This is a genomic window from Clostridium sp. LBM24168 (genome assembly GCF_052953915.1).
Window position 1 is genome coordinate 2014687 of the sequence record NZ_CP196861.1, and the last position, 21762, is coordinate 2036448.

Here is a 21762-nt window from a genome sequence, read left to right on the forward strand (position 1 = left end):
TTCTTCAATCTCAACATTTCTTCTTCAGATTTTCTATATATTCTAGTCTTTCCCTAATCTGCTTTTCAAAACCCTCATCAGATGGGACATAATATCTGGTATCTTTCAAATTATCCGGTAAGCACTGCATATTTGCAGTTTTTTCCTTGAAGTCATGTGCATATTTGTAGCCTTTCCCGTATCCAAGGTCACTCATCAATTTTGTTGGAGCATTTCTCAGGTGCAGCGGTACACCTTCAGAAATAGTATCCAGTGCATCTTTTTTTGCCTTTTTATATGCCATGTACAAAGAATTTGATTTCGGTGCAGCAGACATATACACTACTGCTTCTGCAAGATTTACACTGCATTCGGGCATTCCTATAAACCTTACAGAGTTATATGCCGCAACTGCAATCTCCATTGCATTAGGGTCTGCAATCCCTATATCTTCAGAAGAAAATCGAACAACTCTTCTAGCTATATAAAGTGGATCCTCTCCAGATTCAAGCATTCTTGCAAGCCAGTATACTGCAGCATCAGGATCACTGTTCCTCATGGATTTGTGAAGAGCTGAAATTAAATTGTAATGCTGCTCTCCACTTTTGTCGTAAAGAAGCGTCTTCTTGCCTATGCATTGTCTGACTATATCTTTTGTTATAGTTGCAGAACTGCTCCCATCTATCGAACTCATTACAGAAAGTTCTAGAGTATTCAGTGCAGTTCTTGCATCACCATTGGAATACATTGCTATCATATTCAATATATCATCCGTGACATCTATATCCAAATAGCCAAATCCCCTTTCATCCTTTATGGCCTTTTTCAACAGTTCAACAATATCCTCCGTATCTAGAGGATGAAGTACAAATACCCTGCATCTTGAAAGCAGCGCTGAATTAACTTCAAAAGAAGGATTTTCCGTAGTTGCCCCTATCAATATGATATTTCCCTTCTCCACATGTGGAAGAAATGCATCCTGCTGTGCTTTATTGAATCTGTGTATTTCATCTACAAAAACAATTGTACGTACACCCATTCTTCTCTCCTTCTCAGCCCTGGTCATCACTTCCTTTATTTCTTTGATTCCAGATGTAGTTGCACTGAAGGTAATAAAATTCGCCTTTGTAATAGATGCTATTATCATGGCAAGAGTGGTTTTTCCAACTCCTGGAGGTCCCCAGAATATCATTGAACTTATATTATCCGAATATATTAGATTTCTCAATATCTTCCCTTTACCAAGTATATGTTTCTGTCCTATATAGTCCTCCAGTCCGGAGGGCCTAAGTCTCTCTGCAAGAGGTGAGGATACTTTTTTGTCAAACATAGAACTTTGTATATAATCCATAATAAACTCCTAAACAATAAATTTTCTTTACTATTAATATTATCATAATTCACTACTATAAAAGCATATTATTTATCAATTATCATACATAATAGGTATTCATCTTGCGTAGTATTTAATAAGCGAAGTAAATAGGAGGTAACACATGGACTTTAAAGACATAATTCAAAAAGATAGAGAAGCAAGAAAGAAAGAAGAATTTAAAGGAACTTTCCTTGAATACTTGCAAATTATAAGGAATAATCCAGATATAGTTAAATTGTCACATAGGAGAATGTACGAGATTATAATAAACAAAGGTTACCAAGTACTTAAACCAGAGGATAATCCAAGAATCAAAAAACTATATGGGAATGAACCTATTAGAAGATATGATTTCTTCAAGGACGATTTCTTTGGAATAGATAAAGTAATAATGAAAATTGTAAACTATTTTCACTCCGCAGCAATGAAGGGCGAAGAATCAAGGCAGGTACTCTATCTTGTAGGACCAGTGGGTGCCGGTAAATCCTCTCTTGTAGATTCCATAAAAAGAGCACTGGAGACTTCAGAACCAATTTATGCACTCAAGAACTGCCCAATGAGAGAAGAACCTCTTCATCTGATACCAAAGCACCTGAGGGGTGATTTTGAAAAAGCTCTGGGCGTGGAAATCGAAGGTGACCTGTGCCCTGTGTGCAAATATAAATTGAAACATGAATTTAATGGAGAATATGAAAAATTCCCCGTAATAACTACAGATTTCTCAATACGTTCAAGGAAAGGTATAGGAGTAGTTCCCCCAGTTGATCCTAACAACCAGGATACATCTGTACTTACAGGATCCATAGACATATCGAAAATGGATATGTATCCTGAAGACGATCCGAGAATATTTTCCTTAAATGGGGCTTTTAACGTTGGAAACAGGGGACTTGTAGAATTCATAGAAGTATTTAAAAATGACGTCGAATATCTGCATACAATAATTACAGCTACACAGGAAAAATCGGTACCGTCTCCCGGGAAGGGTTCAATGATATATTTTGATGGCATAATACTTGCGCATTCCAATGAATCCGAATGGAATAAATTCAAATCGGACCATACAAATGAGGCAATATTGGATAGGATAGTAAAGATAGAGGTTCCCTACTGTATGGAATTAAATGAAGAGGTTAAAATATACAAAAAAATACTCGGCAAGAGCAAGTTTAACGCCCATATAGCACCACATACCATCGAAATTGCTGCAATGTTCGCCATTCTTTCACGACTTTCACCTTCAAATAAAGCTGACCCAATGACAAAACTAAGAATCTACAATGGCGAAGATATAGTAGAAAAAGGTACTACCAAAAAAATAGACTTCTCCGAATTAAAGGAAGAGGCAGGAATGAGAGAAGGAATGACTGGAATATCCACAAGATTTATAATCAAGGCTCTGGATAATGCACTGTCAAGTTCCGAGTACAACTGCATAAATCCATTAAGTGTAATGGAAAGCATCACTAAATCAGTCAAAGATCTTGACATAGCTGATGATGATAAGAAGAGATATATGACATTTTTAAAGGATACAATAAGAAAAGAATACAACAAATTGTTGGAGAAAGAGGTAACAAGAGCCTTTATACACAGTTTCAGGGAACAGGCGGAAAGTCTTTTCGACAACTATCTCGACCATGCCGAAGCTTATGTAAACAAGAACAAGATTAAAGACAGCTCCACTGGTGAAGAGCTGGAACCTGATGAAACCTTCATGAGATCCATAGAGGAACATGTGGGAATTTCAGAAAACTCTGCCAAGGGTTTCAGAACAGATGTTACATCTTATATGTTCTACATTATAAGAAATGGCGGGAAAATTAACTATACTTCCTACGAACCACTTAAAGAAGCTATAGAGAAAAAGCTTACTGCCTCTGTAAAAGAACTTTCAAGAATCATAACCAAATCAAAGGTTAGAAATAAAGACCAGGATGAAAAATATAATTCCATGGTAGAAGAAATGAAAGCAAACGGTTATTGTGATCATTGCTGTGATGTTATACTGAAATACGCAGCTAACAATTTATGGAAGGATTGATCCCATGGCCATTTTCAGAGAATTTGATGCAAATGATCATCATGACAGATCGCTGGAGGATAGACGCCGTCATAGACAACTGGTTGAAAAGTCAATAAAGGAAAATCTAGCAGATATAATATCTGAAGAAAGTATTATAGGACAAAGTAAAAATAGGAAAATCAAAATTCCCATAAAAGGCATCAAAGAATATAGATTCATATATGGAGAAAATGGATCCGGTGTGGGAAGTGGTGACGGTTCACAGAAAAAGGGAGATAAAATAGGTAAGGTTTCCGGTAATTCTGGTGGGAAAGGCAATAAAGGTGCCGGAAATGAAGAAGGAGAAGATATATATGAAACTGAAATAACAATAGAAGATCTTATGAATTACCTTCTTGAGGACCTGGAGCTTCCTCTAATGGACAAGAAAAAATTCTCCGAAATCGTGTCTAAAAACTCTTTGAAGAAGATAGGATACCAGAAAAATGGGATAAACCCGAGACTTGCTAAAAAGAGGACTGTAATTGAGAAATTAAAAAGGCAGCAATCTTTAAAGAGAGATCTTCATGAAGCAGATGGAAATGCTGATATTGAAGATTCACGTTTCCCTTTCAGGCAGGATGACTTGAGATATTTCAGAGTGAAAAAAAGGCCAAAACGTGAACTGAATGCAGCCGTCATATGTATCATGGATACATCGGGCTCTATGGACAGTACAAAAAAATTTTTAGCCAGGTCATTTTTTTTCATATTGTACGAATTCGTACGAATGAAATACAATAATGTAGAAGTTAAATTCATCGCCCATTCTACTACTGCAAAACTAGTTACAGAAGGGGAATTTTTCCACAAGGTGGAATCCGGTGGAACTTATATTTCCAGTGGGTTGAAAAAAGCTCTTGAAGTAATTGAAGAAAATTATAATCCCACCTACTGGAATTTATATGCTTTTTGTGTGAGTGATGGAGACAACTGGAGCGAGGACAATGAACTTGCATTAAAATACGGCAAAAAATTAAGTGAAATCTGTAATCTGTTCAGCTATGCCGAAATTATCCCGAGCTCTTATGGCAGTAATATAAAGGACCTATTCCACAGGGGAATCAACAAAAACAATTTTGCCGCCGTTACTATAAATAAAAAACAAGATTTATGGGAATCCCTGAAAAAAATACTAAAAAAAGAATTTGAAACGGGGTGATCTCCTTGGAGTATTCAACTTCAGATTTAGAGAAATGGTGTAAAATCATAGAAGACACCGTAAAAAAATCAGGACTTGATTTTTATCCACAGGAATTTGAAATTGTCAGTTACAAAGATATGATTGGCTATGAGGCATATCTTGGTATGCCCTCAAGGTATCCTCACTGGAGTTTTGGCAAGGCCTATGACCGTTCAGAGTCACTTTACAAGTACAACCTTACTGGGCTTCCCTATGAAATGGTCATAAATTCTAATCCATGCCTTGCCTATTTAATGAAGGACAATACACTGCTTCTTCAGATTCTTACCATGGCCCACGTATACGGACATAATGACTTTTTTAAGAACAACCGATTGTTCCGGGAAGGTACTAGAGCTTCCTATACCATAGAAATGTTTAAAAATGATGCGAATATGATAAGGGAATATGTAAATGATCCAAGTATTGGATATAAGGAAGTGGAAAAGATCCTGGATGCAGCCCATTCCATAAGATTCCAGACCAATAGATCTATAGGAATAAAACATTCAAAGGATGATGATTCAAAAGATGACCTTGTAAAGTTTATAATGAATAATGGAGATCTGGAAGAGTGGCAGAGAAATATTCTCAATGTGGTACGTAAAGAAACCGCTTATTTCATACCACAGGTTGAAACAAAAATCATGAACGAGGGCTGGGCCAGTTACTGGCATTACAAAATACTTCATCTTCTTGATCTTCCAGATTCACTTTATATTGAATTTATCAAAAGACATAATGATGTCATTACCCCTATCATGGGGTCAATCAATCCCTATCATCTTGGATTCAAGATGTTTGAAGATATTGAAACAAGATGTGGAATAGATAAAATATTCGAAATCAGAATGCTGGAGAGAGATGAATCCTTTATTAGAAGATATCTTACAAAAGATTTGTGCCACAAGCTGAATTTATTTCAGTATTCAAAAGATGGCAGCAATTATATAGTAGAGGATATTTCAGATGATACGGGCTGGATTAAAATCAGGAATACACTATGTAGCAATTGTGGTATGGGTACAATACCAAACATTATAGTGGAAGATATTTCAAAAAAGGACGGAAGTTTGATATTGAAACATATCTATGATGGAAGAGATCTAAGCCTCTCATATACAGAGGCTACATTAAAACAAATATTCAATTTATGGGGAAAACCTGTGAAGCTAAATACCAAAATAAAAGGCAGAAATACACATGTCTGCTGTGATGAAAACAATAAAATATACTACAATTCTTTATTGGAAGATAGTTAATTTTTTATAAAAGCCTGATTGCAGTATTAGACTGAACAAGCCTCAGTAAATACTGCTTCACTTTTCTTCTACAGGCCAGGAAGGTTTTTTGCCACTCAATACCTGGTGTATTCCAATTGCAGAATGAAGTGACATTCTCTTCAAAGCTTCAACAGTGTGGGCTGCCGTATGAGGTGTTACAATTATATTATTCAGTCTGAGAAGAGGATTGTCCTTTGAAGGTACTTCTCCCTCAAAAACATCCACTGCTGCCCCAGCTATTTTATTATTTACAAGAGCATATACAAGTGCATCATTGTCCACCACTCCTCCTCGAGCTGTATTTATAAGAAATGCATTTGATTTCATAATAGATAATTCTCTCCTACCTATAAGTTTTTTCGTGCTGTCATTAAGCGGTAAATGCAAACTCACGAAATCTGAATTTTTAAGTAAATAATCCAAATTATCCGTAAGTTCAACATTTTCAATTCCTTCTAAAGAAACATGATGTTTAAGTCCTATAACCTTCATTTGGAATCCATTTATAGCCTTTTCAGCAACAAGTTTTCCTATTGCACCCATCCCAACAATTCCAAGAACCTTATCCTTAATATCAATTCCAAAATTATTTCTTATCTTAAAGTTTCCTTCTCTGAGTTCCCTATCATAAATGAACAGATTCTTCGCCAATGCTATGATAAGACCCATAGTATATTCTGCTACAGTATTCTTATTCGATTCAGGTGAATTGGTAAGCTGTATTCCAAGTCTCAATGCTTCATGAACATTTATATTGTCCATACCAACGCCGAACTTTGATATTACTTTTAATTTTGTTCCAGCTCTCATAATCTTCTTTGTAATACATGCCATACGAACTAAGATAGCATCACATTCCTTAACCTCTTCTGTCAGAATATCCTCCGATATTCCAGATGCTATCTTTATTTCATATCCATTTTTTTTAAGATATTCTTTTCCTTCCTCATCTATGTCTTCAGTAATCAAAACCCTATATGTCATAACATTTCTCTCCATTTATATTATTTTATCAGGTATATCCATTACGTTGTCAGCTATATAAGTAGGTTTTGCATTTTTTATCTCTCTTAGGGTACCATATCCATAGGAAACGGCTATACAATCTATAGTATTTTCACGTGCTCCAATTATATCATGTTCTCTATCTCCTACCATAATTGCTTTTTCCAGATCATTTATATTACATTTATCTATTATATATGTAATAACTTCAGCCTTCTTACTTCTTGTTCCATCAAGATTGCTTCCAATAACATCCTGGAAATATTTATTCAAATTAAAATATTCAAGTATCATCTTTGCAAATATGGTAGGTTTAGATGTTGCCAATATGATTTGGATTCCCTTATCTTTTAATATGCCAAGCATTTCATACACATCTTCATACACTTTATTTTGAAATATTCCCTTATTCCTAAAATATTCTCTATAATACTCAATTGCCTTTAGCGCACAGGCTTCACTAAAATTATAATAAATCATAAAAGACTCCTTAAGGGGTGGACCTATGAACTTTTCAAGGAAATCCAAATTTTCTACGGTAATGCCAAACTTTTTTAATGCATATTGCACAGATTTAGTTATACCTTCTTTAGAATCAGTCAATGTTCCATCTAAATCAAATAGTACATATTTATATTTCATTATTTTATTATCTATCTCCTTTTTACATTCTCCCCTAAGCAATATTATATTACTTTGTTTTTCAGTATACCTATATTTTCAACTTCACACTCTACAATATCCCCTTTTTTTAAGAATCTTGGAGGATTAAATCCCATACCCACTCCTGAAGGAGTTCCTGTCGCTATGATGTCTCCTGCTTTAAGTGTCATTCCCGAAGAGAGCTCATGAATTATTGTAGAGATGTCAAATATAAAATTTCTTGTATTTGAATTTTGTCTGAGCTCACCATTTACCCTGCTGCAGAGATTCAACTCCACAGGAAACTTGATTTCATCTTTATATACTACACAAGGTCCAAAAGACGTAAATGTATCTAAGCTCTTTCCCCTATACCATTGTACATGTCTTTGCTGCACGTCTCTGGCACTGATGTCATTCATAATTGTATATCCAAATATATATTCTTCTGCCTTCTCTTTGGGTATATTTATTCCCTCTTTACCTATTATAATTGCCAGCTCAACTTCATAATCCAGTTCATCAGTAACTTCCGGATGGCTGTCTATAAAATCTCCAGGACCTATGGGACCAACTGCCCTTTTTGAAAAATATACAGGATACCTAGGTATATCTATAGAATCATCCTTAAAGCTCTCGGCAGTTTCCCTTACATGATCCCTGTAATTAAGTCCGAGGCATATAATATCATTTTCAGTTTTCTCTATAGGAGGACATATTGTAACCTCAGATACATTATGGACAACATCTTCAGAATAATTTGAGTTTATATATATTCCTTCCAGCTTTTTTAAATCTTCCATACTTAAATTCTTTATAAGCTCATTCATGTCTCTATATTGCTCTTTTAAATTGATACCGTCAAAGTCAATTATTTTCGACATTGTTCTATCATAAATTCCAAGCTTTTTTCCACCGTCATGCATAAAGACTACAAACTTCATAATATCGCTCCTCACATAAAGTTAAAAATGCAGCACCAAAATTATTAAAAATATCTGTTCCTAATTTAGTATCTTTTTACACATCCATTGTTTTCCCTCTACAACTCTTGATATCAACATGGCAGATACCGTATTACCGGTAGAATTCAATACAGTTGCCGGTGCATCTATTATAACACTTATAACTGCAATTATGGGAAGAAGTTCGGATGGAAATCCATACACGCTTAATATTAGCATCTCGCCAATCATCCCACCGCTCGGTATAGCAGCCATTACAGCACCAACTAAGAATGATACTAAAACAATAGAAATAAGTGATGAAATACTTGTCATATCCCTTCCAAACAGCCCAAACAAGAAAGTGATCTTCATCACTCCACCTATTACTGAACCATCTTTATGGATATTTGCTCCAAGTGGGATTACAGTTTCAAGTATATCCTTTGGCACTCCCATCTTTTTAGTAAATTGAAGATTTATTGGAATACTTGCCGCACTTGAACATGTAGCAAGGGCTGTTATTGTAGGTGTCACTGCATTCTTCCAAAATACTGAAACACCTTTTTTACCATCTGATAGAAAAGCATAAAAAGTAAAGAATGCAAAATAGTATATAACAGCTACAATTATATAAAGTACAAATACTCTCAAATATCCATGCAATATCTGAGGTCCAAGTTCTCCTATTACTGCAGCGAAATAACATCCAAGGCCTATAGGAGCATAATACATAATTATTTTCACCATTTTCATCATTATATCTGATGCTGCCTCCATGAATCTAGTTACCGGTGCAGCTTTTTCTCCAAGAAGTGCTGCTGATATACCGAAAAATACTGAAAATACAATAAGTTGCAGCATATTACTCTTAGAAAACAGCAGTGAAAAGTCCGACACAGTTACAGTGTTTACAATCTGCTGAAGAACACCTAAATGCTCAACTTTTTCTGCAGCATTATCACCTGGTATAATTTTTTTCAAAGTCAGATAATCTATTCCTCTTGCAGGATCTACTATAACGGCTCCTATAACCCCAATTACTGAAGCTATAAATGCGGTAAATAAAAATATAGCAAGTGTGCCAAGCATTATTCTTCCAAGCCTTTTCATGCCTTTCATACTAGCTATTGCAGAAGCAATACTAAAAAAGACAAGCGGAGTTATTATCATAAACATCAAATTTAGAAATAAATCTCCAAAAGGTTTTAGTACACTGGCCCTACTGCCAAAAAAAATACCAATAATTGCACCTACAATTATTGATCCTAACAGTATAACAGAAAATTTGTAATTCTTAAAAAAATTTTTCATTGCAATAACCCCCAAATACCATTATTGATTATTAGTTCATATAATATTATATACCAATTTTTAACTAGTTTTATCGTTAAAAATGCTTGAAATATTGCAAAAAATGCTTTAGCATATAATTATATTAAATTTGGAGTAAATCGAGATTATGAAAAATAAAATTTTGAGGATAGAAAGAGGATATCTCAATAAAGATTTTGAGATATTTCATTTAAAAGATAAAAAAAATATTAATTTTGAATTTCACTATCACAATTTTAGCAAAATAGTAGTATTCATCTCTGGAAACGTAACTTACCTTATAGAGGGCAAATCTTACAAACTCAGGCCATGGGACATACTTCTTGTAAGTAAAAATGATATACACAGGGCTGTAATAGATCCATATAAAACCTACGAGCGTATAATATTATGGATAAATCCAAATTTCTTAATACAGCACAACAATAATTGCGACTTGCTCAGCTGTTTTAAACTAGCTTCAAGACAAAAATTCAATTTGCTCAGATTGAACAGCAGCCAGCTTTCAAATATAAAAAGACTTATCTTTAACATAGAAGATACATCTTCAAATATCCAATTTGGCTATGAGGTACTTAGAACTTCTCTATTTTTACAATTGATCGTGTATATCAACAGATTATTTGCAGATCAAAAAAACCTTACCGGACTAAATGGAATAGTATACGATAAAAATATAAACAATATTCTAAATTATATAAATGACAATTTGGATAAAAGTCTTTCTATAGATCTTCTAGCTTCAAAATTTTATCTGAGTAAATATTACCTTATGCATAAATTTAAAGAACAAACAGGATATACAATTCATAACTATATACTTCAGAAAAGACTTATCATGTCAAATTCACTTATAGAAAATGGAGAAAGTATAACAAATGCCTGTATTAAATCCGGTTTTCAGGAATACTCTTCCTTTGTAAGAGCATTTAAAAAGATGTTCGGACTTTCTCCTAAGAATTATCACAATCAACAACCTAAAATATAATTTTAAATTGCTGATAATTTTCAATTACAATTTGAAGTCCTGCCATACCTATTGCAAATAACGTTAAAATTATTACAAGAAATATGGCTCCAGTATCATACTTTATTTTTTCTTCTTTATTGATCACATAAGCTGTAATAACTTCAATTCCAAGTAAAATAAAGATGATTGGCCATAATGAAAGTATTATATTATAGCCTATATTCTTAAAAATGGTACTCATCAAAAACATAAATCCAAATACAACAAGTACTATACCTGCAGTAAGTGTCCCAACCTTTCTTCCTCCACTCATCTTACACTACTCTCCTTTTTCTTTCCTATGATAAGTCTTACTCCGATCACAATTATAGCTATCCCGACAATCAACTGTGGGGCTATTGTTCCCAGACTGCAGATGAAATCATATATTCTGCTGTCTATATATGGTTCCAGTATATATTTCAAATTATCCCATATTAGATATATTCCAAGCAAGATTAAAAGCACTCCAAAAAGTAGCCTTCTCTTTTTAAATAAATTCCCATCAAATTTTAATATTCTGTCCATGGAAAACATATAATTGTCCTGAAGCATATTGAATTTTTCATCTGGCATATATTGCTTGTTTATACAGTCAAAGAAAGAATAGAACCACACAAGGGGTAATACAAATAGAAGCGGTCCTATATGAAGCCATGAAGAAAGAAATATTATAAAGAAAAATAATGACATAAAAGACAAACCCATCTTCATAAATCCCATATACATATGTCCTGCTCCCGGTAAAAACGAGAAAACAACGGTTAAGAAATTACCTTTTTTCATTTTCATTATTGAATACCTCCATATCAATTATTTTATCAGTAAAATTTCCAAGTTCCATATTAATTGAATTTAAAACTTTAAAACTCGGTGCATTAATCTGCATATTCTTTATCCTATTGTTTGCCATAAAATTCAACATATTCGAAAATACAAACATGAGAGACAAGCATACGGCAATTGAAACTCTAAGTGAATATAGGAAGAATTGAGTGCTGTTTTTGACTTCTCCATGTATTTTACTTTTCACCTCTTCCTCAAATCCAAAAGGTACTTCCGAAAGTTCGCTATCATCAAAACTTTCTACAAGAAGCTCAGCACATTTTTCACACTTTTCAACATGTTCAGACATACTAATGAGTTCTTCATCGTCCAGCTGCCCATTTTTAAATTTTTCTATGGATAAGGCAGTCAAATGCCCATCGTGATCAAATAGATTGCTACTCAAATGGATTCCTCCTTCCATAAAATTCCGAGTAATTTTTTCGATCTATACAGGCGAGTTTGAAGTGTTCTTAATTTTTCACCTGTATCCTTCGCCATATCTGAAAGCTTTATATTTCTGCAAAAATAATTTATTGCTACGGTTTTATAGGGCTCCTTCAATCTACTGCACAAATTGTATATCTTCTGATCTGTATAATTATTTACAACAATATCTTCAGGCGAAGACCCCCCGTCTTCCAGATACTCATAATCTTCACAAGACAAATTATATACATTTCTAGCAGGGCTTTTAATATAATCTTTACATTTATTTACAGCAATTTTTGTAATCCATGCCTTAAAGTTTCTTCCATCAAATTTATTTAAATTTTCATAGGCTGTTAAAAAAGTTTGCTGTGCCATATCTTCTGCATCAAAATAATTTTTCGTAAATGATAGACAGATAGTAATGACTAGACGTTCATATTGATTTATGTAATTCTCAAATTGGTCCCTTTGAATAATCATCACCGCCCTTTTATCCCCACATTAAATATAACGATTTAAAAATAAAAAATACTTCAATTTATAAAAATATATAATAGTATTATAATGATATTAAAAACATGTGAGGTCAAATATTATGAATAATTTAAGCTTTAATAATTTTGGGTTAAAAATGGATATACTTAAATCCATAAAAATACTTGGATATAAGGATCCATCTGAAGTTCAGGAAAAAGTTATACCTCTCATTCTCAAAAAGAATGACATTATAGTAAAATCCCAGACTGGGAGCGGAAAAACTGCCGCTTTTTCCATACCGATTTGCAACGAAATATATCTAGAAGAAAATTTACCGCAGGTACTTGTAATCTCTCCAACAAGGGAACTTGCCATTCAGATAAAAGAGGAGTTCTCAAATATAGGAAAATTCAAAAGAATAAATTGCATTGCTGTCTTTGGCAAAGAACCTATAACAGTCCAGACGAGAAAACTCAGGCAGAGAGTTCATGTTGTAGTTGGGACACCTGGAAGAATACTTGACCATATAAAAAGGAAAACTTTAAATGTTAAAAATATAAGATATCTAGTCATAGACGAGGCAGATGAAATGCTGAATATGGGATTTATCGATCAGGTTCGATCAATAATAAGCAAACTTCCAAAAAATAGATCAACTCTTCTTTTTTCTGCAACTATATCTTCAGAAATACTAAAACTATGCAGCAGTTACATGGTTAATCCAATAAGTATAAATATCAAATCCAGAAATTCTGTTCTGGAAAGAATCAAACAAACATACTATGAAGTTGACGCATATAAAAAATTCGACCTGTTAACCAAATTAATATATATTGAAAGACCCGACAGTGCCATGATATTTTGCAGGACAAAGAAAAATGTTGAGGATTTATTTCATGAAATGAAAGATAATGGCTTCCCCTGCAATGCCCTTCACGGGGGATTTCTTCAGAATGAGCGAATTGATACAATAAAACAATTCAAGAGCGGTAAATTCATCTTTCTAATATGTACGGATATAGCAGCACGTGGCATAGATATTGAGAACGTGACCCATATAATAAACTACGATATTCCCATGGAGAAAGAAACCTATATACATAGAATTGGAAGAACAGGCCGTGCAGGTGGTAATGGTACTGCTTTAACTTTTATTACTCCTAAAGAATTCAGATTTCTGGAACAAATAGCAGAAACATTTAATTTGAACATAGAAAAAGGTAAAAATCCAACAAGGGAGGAAGTTGAATCAGGTAAAAAATTATTTAGTGAAAAATTGAAATCTACTCCAAAAATAAAAAAAGACAGATCCAAATATATAGACAAAGATGTTACGAAAATATATATAAGTGCTGGTAAAAAGAAAAAAATAGGACCTGGAGACATAGCTGGAACCATATCCAGCATAGATGGAGTAAATCCTGACGATATTGGCATAATAGATATAAATGATAATTTTTCTTACGTAGATATACTCTCTGGAAAGGGCAGTATAGTTCTTGATGGACTTGGAGATAAAACCATAAAAGGCAGAAAAATAAGGGCAGAGAAGGCACAGAAGTAGAAAAGGGTTCTAAATTTTATTTGAATTCAGTTTTAAAAATTTTGCTACTCCATCCTCATCGTTTGAATCTATAATTTCAGTTGCCAACTTCTTCAGCCGTGCATATGCATTTTTAACTGCATACTTTTTATCTGCAACCATAAAAAGGGGTTCATCATTTAGATTGTCTCCAAAACAAATAAGTCTGTCGGCCTTCAAATATTTTTTCAAATATATTGCCGCACAGCTTTTGTTTGCATTGATATTTGTAGTCTCAAGCCAGAAAAATCCCTTTGAATATATTTCCTCGGTATAGTGACAGCTTACCTGAAGCTTCTCTTTAAATAATTTATATTCATAATTCAATTTACCGCCCTCTTCTATTGCAAAGATATTTATAATATTGAAGTTTTTGATTATCGAGAAGTCAGTTACTTTTTGAAGCCTCCTGTCTTTATTTTTCTTTCTTGAATTTATATATATGTCCTGTCCTTTGTTAAACACACCACTATAAAATATTTTTTTATTTCCACCTGAATCCACTGCAGATATAAAGGGAGAAATATTTTTAGAAAAATAAGTGTTCAGGATAAGCTTCACATCTTCACGTAAAAGATAGTTCTCAACAATATTTTCACCTGAAAATGGGTTATAAATAAAGGCGCCATTATTTAAAATTATAGGCACTTTCAAGCGAAGTGGCTCGAGTATATTTTTAGAAGCTTCATAGGATCTTGCCGTAGCAATTGTAAAATTCAATCCGGATTCTATTAATTTATTTATTATTCCAGCTGACCTTTCACTTACAACCTGCTTTGAATTCAGCAGTGTTCCATCCAAATCCGAAATATATAAGTCCAAATGTATTACCTCTTTCAATATTATTTATAGGGTCTGTTGAATAGATAACTATATTGTTTCTCTTCCTTAAAGCCACATTTAGAATAAAATCCTCCGGCATATGTTGTCCAAAGAAATTTACTTGTATTCTTTATAGCTGGATAATTTATTATAAAATCAATCAATCCCTTTCCAATTCCTCTGCCCCTGTATTTTTCATCAACAATTACATCCATAATCAGGGTATAAACTGCATAATCACTTATAAATCTTGCAAATCCAATCTGAACTCCATTATGATAAACTGCAAAACAAATACTGCCCTCAATTGTTCTTTCTATTAGTTCTTCCGAGCGGTCATTTGCCCAATGTGATTGCCTTAACAACCTGCATACATCCTTAAGGTTGATCCTGCTAATATCATCAGTAAATACATACTCTCCATTATTTATTTCCATATTAAAACTCTCCTATACAAAACATATTAAAACTTTATTCATTTGTTAAAATACTGATAATAATAGCACTTTAATCTGCCATTATAAAGTTTTCTGTTTTTATTAGATTTTTTACCAAAATATTTTTCAAATTTATCATGAGCCGTTATTATAAAATAACTCCACCCTTCAAGCCTCGAAAAAATCCTACCCATATCCCCATATAGTTTTTCAACTTCCTCAAGTTCACCGAGCCTTTCTCCATATGATGGATTGCTTATTATAAATCCGTACCTTTTCTTTGAGCTGAAGTTCTGTACCGGTATTTTCTGAAATGCTACGTAGTCCTTGACCCCTGCTTTTTCAGCATTATTCATTGCAGTTCTTATCACTCTCCCATCTATATCAGAGGCAAGAATTCTAAATTCTCTCTTATTTATGGAATTTACGGCATACTTTCTCAAGTCCTCCCATAAATCACTGGGGATTATATCCCATTGTTCTGAAACGAAATTTCTGTTTAATCCCGGGGCAATATTTTTCCCTATCAAGGCAGCCTCAATTGCAATTGTTCCTGAGCCGCACATAGGATCTGCAAGCATTATGGATGGTTCCCACTCACTTAACAATACAAGAGCTGCTGCCAGTGTTTCCTTGATGGGTGCCTCCCCTGAATTCTTTCTATATCCTCTTTTATGAAGTCCTTCACCGGAAGTATCAACCGTCAGAGTAACTATATCCTTTAAAATTCCAACTTCTATTTTGTACTCCGCTCCAGTTTCATCAAATGTTTCACGATTGTATTTATTTTTCATTGACTCAACTACAGCCTTTTTCACTATGGACTGGCAGTCCGGTACACTGTGTAATTTTGACTTTACGGATTTCCCGGTTACATGCATAAATGCATCTTCCGGCATTAACTTCCCCCAATCCACAGAAAGTGTACCCTGGAAGAGTTCCTCAAAACTATCCGCCTTGAATTCCGCCATTCTTATTAGCACTCTATCTGCAGTCCTAAGCCACAGGTTACAAGTAACTATGTCCATTTCATCTCCTTGAAAAATGACTCTTCCATTTTCAATTTTCAAATTTTCATATCCAAGCTCTCTAAGTTCTCTTGCAACTATCGCTTCCAGTCCAAACGTTGAAGTTGCAATTAAAGTATAGTCCATTCCTTTCCTCCATATCCTGCATCAAAGCTAAATTTCTATTAAGTTGTAATCCCTGGTTCCAAGTCCTATTTCCTCTCCATAGCTAAGTTGGACATACCCATAAGTATTACCTCTTAGATTTTTAAATTTATCACTGCAATCTTCATGATTATGACTATCGCAAAGCATTGTATTATTCAACGCTACAGCATTATTTACAAGATCATAGCAAGCAGTATCCAATGCAACCGGATCCTTAGATGCCAGTATACCTATATCTGCCACTATGGGTGCATCACTCCAGGGAACACAATCACAATCTGGGGTAACATTTATAACAAAATTAATATATCCAACCTTACCCCCCTTACCCTTGACAGCACTATAGGCATATTCTGTAAGTTTTTCGGTAAATATCCTTGACTCCATTTCACCTCCAGATTCAATTGCCTTTACAGGACAGACTGTCATACATTCTCCACAGCCTATACATTTCATCTTATCTATAGAGGATTTTTTATCTTCAATGGTAATAGCTTCTTTAGGACAAACCTCACTACATTTTCCACAGCCTACACACTTCTCTATATTTACACTTGGTCTTATTGAATGCTGATCCTTTTTCCCTTCAGGATTTGCACATCCCATGGCAAGATTCTTAATTGCACCTCCAAAACCCGCCATTTCATGACCTTTAAAATGAGACATTACAATCATACTGTCTGCTTCTGCTATAGCACCTGAAATTCTCGTATTTTTAAAATGTTTCTTGTCTATCCAAACTTCTTTTACATTTTCGCCCTTCAATCCATCAGCTACTATTACAGGAGCATCTACAACTGAATGGTTGAACCCATGAAGTGCAGCAGTATTTGCATGATCGACTGAATTTGATCTGCTTCCAGAGTATAATGTATTTGAATCAGTTAAAAATGGTTTTGCATTCGATTCCTTTATTTTATCCACAACCTGTCTTACAAAAATAGGGTTTATATACGCATCACTCCCAAGTTCCCCAAAATGAATTTTTATGGCAGTTAGATCTCCCTTTTTTAAAAGATCTTTAAATCCTGCCCTGTCGAACAATTTTCTAATTTTAGTCACCTTGTTTTGTTTTTTGCTTCTTGCCCTTAAATTTGCAAAATAAACATCACTTTTCATTAAATTTCACCTCACATAATATATTTAAAATTATTTCAAACTTTCAATAGCATTTTCAGCCCACTTAGGATCTCTATATATGGCTCTCCCTACACCAATAAGATCAGCTTTTCTTTCAGAAAGCAATTTTTCGGCATCATCAGGTCTTATAATACCACCAGTTAAAATAACTGGAATAGATACAACACTCTTTATGGCTTCACTAAGCGGCGAAAAATATCCAGGCTCAGTAACACCTGGCAAGGTATATCTGCAAAATCCACCTGAAATATCAAGGATATCCACACCTGCTCTTTCAAATTCTCCAGCAGCAATTTTACTGTCCTCAATAGTAGTACCACCCTCCATATAATCAGAAGCTCCCAGGCGCAGAAATATAGGGAAATTCTCGCCTACAACCTGGCGTACTGCTTTAATTATTTCCAGATGAATTTTAATCCTGCCTAGTATATCTCCACCATATTCATCAGTTCTCTTGTTTGTCAGAGGAGATAAAAATTGATTCAGAATATATCCATGTGCAGAATGAATTTCTACACCATCAAACCCAGCCTTTTTCACACGAAGTGCAGCTAATTTAAATGCTTCAACTATATTTTCAATTTCAGGATGGGTAAGTTCCCTTGGTATATCACCTTTGCATGGATTTGATACAGCTGAAGGTCCAACTGGAGTGCAGCCTATAATATCTTTATGCGCCGCACTGCCCGCATGATTGATTTGCATTATTGCTTTACTCCCATTTTTGTGTATAATTACGGCAAGCTTTTTCAAGCCTTCAACTGCATTGTCGTCTGCTGCAGAAAGCTGTTTTTCTCTAGCTTTTCCTTGCTTCGAAATAAAACTATGTTCTATAATAATCAAGGATATATATCCACCCTTTGATCTTTTATCATAATAATCTAAAAGTTCTTCACTTACCATTCCATTTTGCTGGGATTTATAAGTAGCCATAGGTGGAAATATCAATCTATTTTTTAAAACTAATTTATTTAATTTCAACGGTTCAAGTAAATACGACATTATCATTTTCTCCCCTAAATTTATTTAAATTCTCCCTCTAAAAAACCAATTGTATAATCAAGCACTTCCTCTTCCCAGTCCTTTTTATTGAATGTGTGGTCTGATCCTTTAACATCATGCAAAACAGCTTTTTCCCCGTAAATTTCAAGGTATTTTTCCGATGTTTCAAATGGCACCGTCTCATCATTGTCACCATGTATAATCATAACATTTTTATTATAAAAAGATGATTTTTTTAAAATATTGATATTCCAAAGATCCTCTAAAAGGCCTGTACCAACTGTCAGACCTTCTACATCCCAAAAACCTTTTTCCTGCATTTCCTTGATATCATTTTCCCTTTTTCCATCCATGACAATTTCTTTTATATTCCCAGCCGGGGCCCAAAGACAAAGACAGCTGACATCATCCCTGCAATCTCCTGCAAGCATGCCGGCAACAGCCCCTCCCAAGCTAAGACCTATAACTCCTATTTTACTTCTATCAATAAAATCCAATGATTTCACATATTCAAGAACAGTTTTTGCATCAGCAAGTTCCCCGGAAACAGTCATGTCAATAAAATCTCCATCACTTTCCCCACTTCCACTGAAATCGAATCTTGCACTTGCTATTCCCCTGTCAGCCAACATTCTAGACAATTTTACAAACATGAAATGGGATCCTATTTTATTTCCTGTAAAACCATGAAATATACAGACTATAGGAACATTTCCTACAATTTTATCAGGAACATGCAGCATTCCTCTAAGCATCAATCCATCTTTATTTTCAATTTCAACTGCCTTCTGCATCGAGTACACCTCCAATAATATCATTAATTTATTATATCCAATATATTGTATATTTTTCAACCTAGTATCTTCAAATGTATCATAAAAAATAGCAGGATAACTTTATTATCACTGCCATTTTTATATACTATTTCGTTATATCTGAAGTCTTTTTACTATTTCTCCGCCTTCAATATGTTTATCCATAATTTCTTCAACGTCATCCGAAGTAACTCCACCATACCATACACCATCTGGATATACAACTACTATTGGGCCTCTATCACAAAGTGAAAAACACCCGGTGTTAGTCACTAAAACTTCTCCCTCCAGATCTCTATCATCTATTTCCTCCATAAATTGTCCTACCAAATCCACAGAATTTTTTGAATAACAGACTCCCTGTTGCTTTCCATTAATTCTACAGCTTGTACAGACAAAAATATGATATTTTGGATTAACCATATACAATACCCCCTAAATAATTTTAATCTTCACAAGTTAATTTATCATAATATGTCATCAAATTCAATAAAAAAATATCAAATTATTATAATTTGGGTATTATATTAAAACAATTAATCAAATTTATACTATTTCCTTAAGCAATTTTGAAAAATAAGCAGCATGTGCTTTTTCTTCTTCTATTATAATAGAAAGCATGTCCTTAACTTCTTTTTTAGAAATTCCCTTATACATCTGAGAATAAACGTCAATTGTAAGTTCTTCTGTTTTGACTGCATGTTCTACTGCAGTTTTTAAATCTGCAAATGCATTCTCGGGTTGTTCTTTCTGATTAAATACCTTGTTCTCAATTAAATTTTTTAAATATGCAGTTACCTCTTCATCAAAAAGATAATCGGAATCAGCGTCCTTTTTGCTTGATACTTTATCAAAGAGCTTTTTAAATTTCTCCTTGTGAACAAATTCCTGACCTGCTGCAGATATTAAAAATTGTTTAGTCTTACCTGTAGTATACTTTGCACCATTGGTATAAAATTTATATCCTTCATCTTCCATCAATATTGCAACTTTAAGCATTTCAGCTGCATTAAAATTATTACTGGCCATAATAATCCCTTCCCTTCTGGTGATTAATTTATATAGTTAAATAATACACTTTGAGAAAACATTTATCAATACCATCAATTTTCAAATTTACAATCTATCTACGCCATTGTCTCTAGCCTTGATTTTTTTGAAGGTTCCGTTAGACTTTTCTCAATTTCTTCATAGGAAGCAATTTTGTCTGATTTTTTTTCTGATTCTTCACGATCATTATTATCTTTTATCTTCCTTTGAATGTCTTTCAAGGATTTCCCTATTTTTTCATCTATTTCAGAAATCTTTTCATTGATTTTTGATAACTGCTCACGTTTTAATGAAGCTTTCTGCCCAGTTATTGAACGTGCTTCGTCAAACTTTATTTCTTCTGTTAAAATATTAATTTGTCCTTTCATGTTACTTTTTAAGGATAAAACCGCCCGTATTTTGGAAATATCAGTATTTGTGGAAATAATATTGTTGAGATGTCGATTCTGTACTTCCTCATCTGTCTCTGGTTTATTGTTATCATATACTTTATATTTCTTTTTATAGGTATCCAATGCCTTCTGCTGCTCTTTAAACATATGTTCTTCAATTTGTTTATCAATGCTCTCTATCTGTTCATCAAAATTTTTAAGCTGTTCTCTAATTGAATCAAGACTTCCTCCATTTTCAGTAGCCCTCTCAATTAAATTGCTCTTGCTGTCAATAATATTTTGTTTTTGTTCAAACAGAGCATTAAGTATACTGTCATTTTTAAATTGTACTCCAAAAGTATTTTTTGCAGAATTACTTATAGATATGCCACCATTACTGGAATCTTTACCCGCATTTTTATCGGAAGTTTTATTGATTACCGTATCCAATTTTAATGCCACACTAGGTATTACATTCGATATACGCATTCTGAAATCCCCTTTACTTTCTATAATCCATTTTAGTATCTATATCGTTAAATTTCATGAAGACTTAATTATTCAGCTCAACTATTTAATATAATTACAGCATCCAGTTTTTATTAATATGTTCAATTACTTCCTTATCTGAAGCATAAATTCAGGTTTAAATACAAGCATCACCCTGTATTTCTATAATTTTCTGTAAATTCTGTTAAATATTTTAATTTCATTAACAAAATAGAGATATTATATTCATATTTATTATCTATACTTTAAAATAAGTTTTGCAATTAAAGCAAAATTTGTTCTGTAACAAATAAAATTTTAGGAG

At 33.6% G+C, this 21762-nt stretch carries 23 protein-coding genes; 5 read left to right on the top strand and 18 right to left on the bottom strand.

All coding sequences use genetic code 11. The annotated features are described in order from the left end of the window. Positions 1-10 precede the first annotated feature (10 nt). Entirely contained in the window at positions 11-1330 is a 1320-nt protein-coding gene (locus ACSVC9_RS09895) for a replication-associated recombination protein A (protein WP_446897328.1), read from the bottom strand. 145 nt (positions 1331-1475) lie between these two features. On the opposite strand from ACSVC9_RS09895, the gene ACSVC9_RS09900 reads away from it, so the two are divergent. The 3 genes from ACSVC9_RS09900 to ACSVC9_RS09910 are packed head-to-tail and all read left to right on the top strand — an operon-like array spanning position 1476 to position 5864. Then, positions 1476-3398 carry a serine protein kinase gene (locus ACSVC9_RS09900; RefSeq protein WP_446897329.1) on the top strand — a complete coding sequence of 641 codons (1923 nt, stop codon included), beginning with the start codon at positions 1476-1478 and terminating at the stop codon, positions 3396-3398. Between the two features lie 4 nt (positions 3399-3402). Next, positions 3403-4581 (top strand): sporulation protein YhbH, encoded by a 1179-nt coding sequence (gene yhbH / locus ACSVC9_RS09905; RefSeq protein ID WP_446897330.1) that lies wholly within the window; start codon positions 3403-3405, stop codon positions 4579-4581. A 5-nt stretch (positions 4582-4586) separates the two neighbouring features. After that, a complete protein-coding gene (locus ACSVC9_RS09910) occupies positions 4587-5864 on the top strand; it encodes a SpoVR family protein (RefSeq protein WP_446897331.1) in 1278 nt (425 codons plus the stop codon). A gap of 57 nt (positions 5865-5921) precedes the next feature. On the opposite strand, the gene ACSVC9_RS09915 is transcribed toward ACSVC9_RS09910, so the two are convergent. From ACSVC9_RS09915 to ACSVC9_RS09930, 4 genes are read right to left on the bottom strand one after another with little or no spacing between them, the layout of a single operon-like run. Next, entirely contained in the window at positions 5922-6869 is a 948-nt protein-coding gene (locus tag ACSVC9_RS09915; RefSeq protein WP_446899841.1) for a hydroxyacid dehydrogenase, read from the bottom strand. A gap of 15 nt (positions 6870-6884) precedes the next feature. Continuing rightward, positions 6885-7532 (bottom strand): HAD family hydrolase, encoded by a 648-nt coding sequence (locus ACSVC9_RS09920; RefSeq protein WP_446897332.1) that lies wholly within the window; start codon positions 7530-7532, stop codon positions 6885-6887. 44 nt (positions 7533-7576) lie between these two features. Beyond that, on the bottom strand, positions 7577-8476 hold the full coding sequence (locus tag ACSVC9_RS09925; RefSeq protein WP_446897333.1) for a fumarylacetoacetate hydrolase family protein: 900 nt from the start codon (positions 8474-8476) through the stop codon (positions 7577-7579). A 60-nt stretch (positions 8477-8536) separates the two neighbouring features. Beyond that, the gene (locus ACSVC9_RS09930; RefSeq protein ID WP_446897334.1) at positions 8537-9790 is read right to left on the bottom strand and encodes a dicarboxylate/amino acid:cation symporter; all 1254 of its coding nucleotides are present in this window, start codon (positions 9788-9790) and stop codon (positions 8537-8539) included. Positions 9791-9938: 148 nt separating this feature from the next. Here ACSVC9_RS09930 and ACSVC9_RS09935 point away from each other — a divergent pair, with 148 nt between their 5' ends. After that, the gene (locus ACSVC9_RS09935; protein ID WP_446897335.1) at positions 9939-10799 is read left to right on the top strand and encodes an AraC family transcriptional regulator; all 861 of its coding nucleotides are present in this window, start codon (positions 9939-9941) and stop codon (positions 10797-10799) included. On the opposite strand, the gene ACSVC9_RS09940 is transcribed toward ACSVC9_RS09935, so the two are convergent. The 4 genes from ACSVC9_RS09940 to ACSVC9_RS09955 are packed head-to-tail and all read right to left on the bottom strand — an operon-like array spanning position 10789 to position 12560. Then, the gene (locus tag ACSVC9_RS09940; protein WP_446897336.1) at positions 10789-11094 is read right to left on the bottom strand and encodes a LiaI-LiaF-like domain-containing protein; all 306 of its coding nucleotides are present in this window, start codon (positions 11092-11094) and stop codon (positions 10789-10791) included. The genes ACSVC9_RS09935 and ACSVC9_RS09940 overlap by 11 nt on opposite strands. After that, a complete protein-coding gene (locus ACSVC9_RS09945) occupies positions 11091-11612 on the bottom strand; it encodes a hypothetical protein (protein WP_446897337.1) in 522 nt (173 codons plus the stop codon). Before ACSVC9_RS09945 ends, ACSVC9_RS09940 begins: the two co-directional genes overlap by 4 nt. After that, positions 11593-12051, bottom strand: a complete 459-nt coding sequence (locus ACSVC9_RS09950) for a hypothetical protein (RefSeq protein ID WP_446897338.1) — start codon at positions 12049-12051, stop codon at positions 11593-11595. Before ACSVC9_RS09950 ends, ACSVC9_RS09945 begins: the two co-directional genes overlap by 20 nt. After that, complete coding sequence (locus tag ACSVC9_RS09955) at positions 12048-12560, bottom strand: RNA polymerase sigma factor (protein ID WP_446897339.1); 513 nt, start codon at positions 12558-12560, stop codon at positions 12048-12050. The genes ACSVC9_RS09950 and ACSVC9_RS09955 overlap by 4 nt, the downstream gene beginning before the upstream one ends. A gap of 112 nt (positions 12561-12672) precedes the next feature. Here ACSVC9_RS09955 and ACSVC9_RS09960 point away from each other — a divergent pair, with 112 nt between their 5' ends. After that, entirely contained in the window at positions 12673-14118 is a 1446-nt protein-coding gene (locus ACSVC9_RS09960; protein ID WP_446897340.1) for a DEAD/DEAH box helicase, read from the top strand. Between the two features lie 9 nt (positions 14119-14127). Here ACSVC9_RS09960 and ACSVC9_RS09965 read toward each other — a convergent pair whose 3' ends face one another. The 9 genes from ACSVC9_RS09965 to ACSVC9_RS10005 form a co-directional block, all read right to left on the bottom strand. After that, positions 14128-14958 (bottom strand): HAD-IIB family hydrolase, encoded by an 831-nt coding sequence (locus ACSVC9_RS09965; RefSeq protein ID WP_446897341.1) that lies wholly within the window; start codon positions 14956-14958, stop codon positions 14128-14130. Positions 14959-14978: 20 nt separating this feature from the next. Next, positions 14979-15395: a GNAT family N-acetyltransferase gene (locus ACSVC9_RS09970; RefSeq protein WP_446897342.1), complete on the bottom strand. Its 417-nt coding sequence runs from the start codon at positions 15393-15395 to the stop codon at positions 14979-14981. A gap of 38 nt (positions 15396-15433) precedes the next feature. Then, a complete protein-coding gene (locus ACSVC9_RS09975; RefSeq protein WP_446897343.1) occupies positions 15434-16549 on the bottom strand; it encodes a THUMP domain-containing class I SAM-dependent RNA methyltransferase in 1116 nt (371 codons plus the stop codon). 27 nt (positions 16550-16576) lie between these two features. Next, entirely contained in the window at positions 16577-17689 is a 1113-nt protein-coding gene (locus tag ACSVC9_RS09980; protein ID WP_446897344.1) for a DUF362 domain-containing protein, read from the bottom strand. 30 nt (positions 17690-17719) lie between these two features. Next, positions 17720-18712 carry an NADH:flavin oxidoreductase gene (locus ACSVC9_RS09985; RefSeq protein ID WP_446897345.1) on the bottom strand — a complete coding sequence of 331 codons (993 nt, stop codon included), beginning with the start codon at positions 18710-18712 and terminating at the stop codon, positions 17720-17722. Positions 18713-18732: 20 nt separating this feature from the next. Continuing rightward, positions 18733-19506: an alpha/beta hydrolase gene (locus ACSVC9_RS09990; protein WP_446897346.1), complete on the bottom strand. Its 774-nt coding sequence runs from the start codon at positions 19504-19506 to the stop codon at positions 18733-18735. Positions 19507-19641: 135 nt separating this feature from the next. Beyond that, positions 19642-19950, bottom strand: coding sequence for a 2Fe-2S ferredoxin (locus tag ACSVC9_RS09995; RefSeq protein WP_446897347.1), 309 nt, complete (start codon positions 19948-19950; stop codon positions 19642-19644). Between the two features lie 123 nt (positions 19951-20073). Next, on the bottom strand, positions 20074-20556 hold the full coding sequence (locus ACSVC9_RS10000; protein WP_446897348.1) for a ferritin family protein: 483 nt from the start codon (positions 20554-20556) through the stop codon (positions 20074-20076). A gap of 98 nt (positions 20557-20654) precedes the next feature. Next, the gene (locus tag ACSVC9_RS10005) at positions 20655-21437 is read right to left on the bottom strand and encodes a hypothetical protein (protein WP_446897349.1); all 783 of its coding nucleotides are present in this window, start codon (positions 21435-21437) and stop codon (positions 20655-20657) included. Between the last annotated feature and the right edge of the window lie 325 nt (positions 21438-21762).

What these genes read in the sequence shown, in the direction of transcription:
- yhbH (WP_446897330.1), top strand. Translation starts at nt 3,403, where the DNA reads ATGGCCATTTTCAGAGAATTTGATGCAAATGATCATCATGACAGATCG.
- ACSVC9_RS09930 (WP_446897334.1), bottom strand. Translation starts at nt 9,790, where the DNA reads ATGAAAAATTTTTTTAAGAATTACAAATTTTCTGTTATACTGTTAGGA.
- ACSVC9_RS09980 (WP_446897344.1), bottom strand. Translation starts at nt 17,689, where the DNA reads ATGAAAAGTGATGTTTATTTTGCAAATTTAAGGGCAAGAAGCAAAAAA.
- ACSVC9_RS09970 (WP_446897342.1), bottom strand. Translation starts at nt 15,395, where the DNA reads ATGGAAATAAATAATGGAGAGTATGTATTTACTGATGATATTAGCAGG.
- ACSVC9_RS09915 (WP_446899841.1), bottom strand. Translation starts at nt 6,869, where the DNA reads ATGACATATAGGGTTTTGATTACTGAAGACATAGATGAGGAAGGAAAA.
- ACSVC9_RS09900 (WP_446897329.1), top strand. Translation starts at nt 1,476, where the DNA reads ATGGACTTTAAAGACATAATTCAAAAAGATAGAGAAGCAAGAAAGAAA.
- ACSVC9_RS09990 (WP_446897346.1), bottom strand. Translation starts at nt 19,506, where the DNA reads ATGCAGAAGGCAGTTGAAATTGAAAATAAAGATGGATTGATGCTTAGA.
- ACSVC9_RS09920 (WP_446897332.1), bottom strand. Translation starts at nt 7,532, where the DNA reads ATGAAATATAAATATGTACTATTTGATTTAGATGGAACATTGACTGAT.
- ACSVC9_RS09940 (WP_446897336.1), bottom strand. Translation starts at nt 11,094, where the DNA reads ATGAGTGGAGGAAGAAAGGTTGGGACACTTACTGCAGGTATAGTACTT.
- ACSVC9_RS09895 (WP_446897328.1), bottom strand. Translation starts at nt 1,330, where the DNA reads ATGGATTATATACAAAGTTCTATGTTTGACAAAAAAGTATCCTCACCT.
- ACSVC9_RS09985 (WP_446897345.1), bottom strand. Translation starts at nt 18,712, where the DNA reads ATGTCGTATTTACTTGAACCGTTGAAATTAAATAAATTAGTTTTAAAA.
- ACSVC9_RS10000 (WP_446897348.1), bottom strand. Translation starts at nt 20,556, where the DNA reads ATGGCCAGTAATAATTTTAATGCAGCTGAAATGCTTAAAGTTGCAATA.
- ACSVC9_RS09935 (WP_446897335.1), top strand. Translation starts at nt 9,939, where the DNA reads ATGAAAAATAAAATTTTGAGGATAGAAAGAGGATATCTCAATAAAGAT.
- ACSVC9_RS09960 (WP_446897340.1), top strand. Translation starts at nt 12,673, where the DNA reads ATGAATAATTTAAGCTTTAATAATTTTGGGTTAAAAATGGATATACTT.
- ACSVC9_RS09975 (WP_446897343.1), bottom strand. Translation starts at nt 16,549, where the DNA reads ATGGACTATACTTTAATTGCAACTTCAACGTTTGGACTGGAAGCGATA.
- ACSVC9_RS09945 (WP_446897337.1), bottom strand. Translation starts at nt 11,612, where the DNA reads ATGAAAATGAAAAAAGGTAATTTCTTAACCGTTGTTTTCTCGTTTTTA.
- ACSVC9_RS09995 (WP_446897347.1), bottom strand. Translation starts at nt 19,950, where the DNA reads ATGGTTAATCCAAAATATCATATTTTTGTCTGTACAAGCTGTAGAATT.
- ACSVC9_RS10005 (WP_446897349.1), bottom strand. Translation starts at nt 21,437, where the DNA reads ATGCGTATATCGAATGTAATACCTAGTGTGGCATTAAAATTGGATACG.
- ACSVC9_RS09925 (WP_446897333.1), bottom strand. Translation starts at nt 8,476, where the DNA reads ATGAAGTTTGTAGTCTTTATGCATGACGGTGGAAAAAAGCTTGGAATT.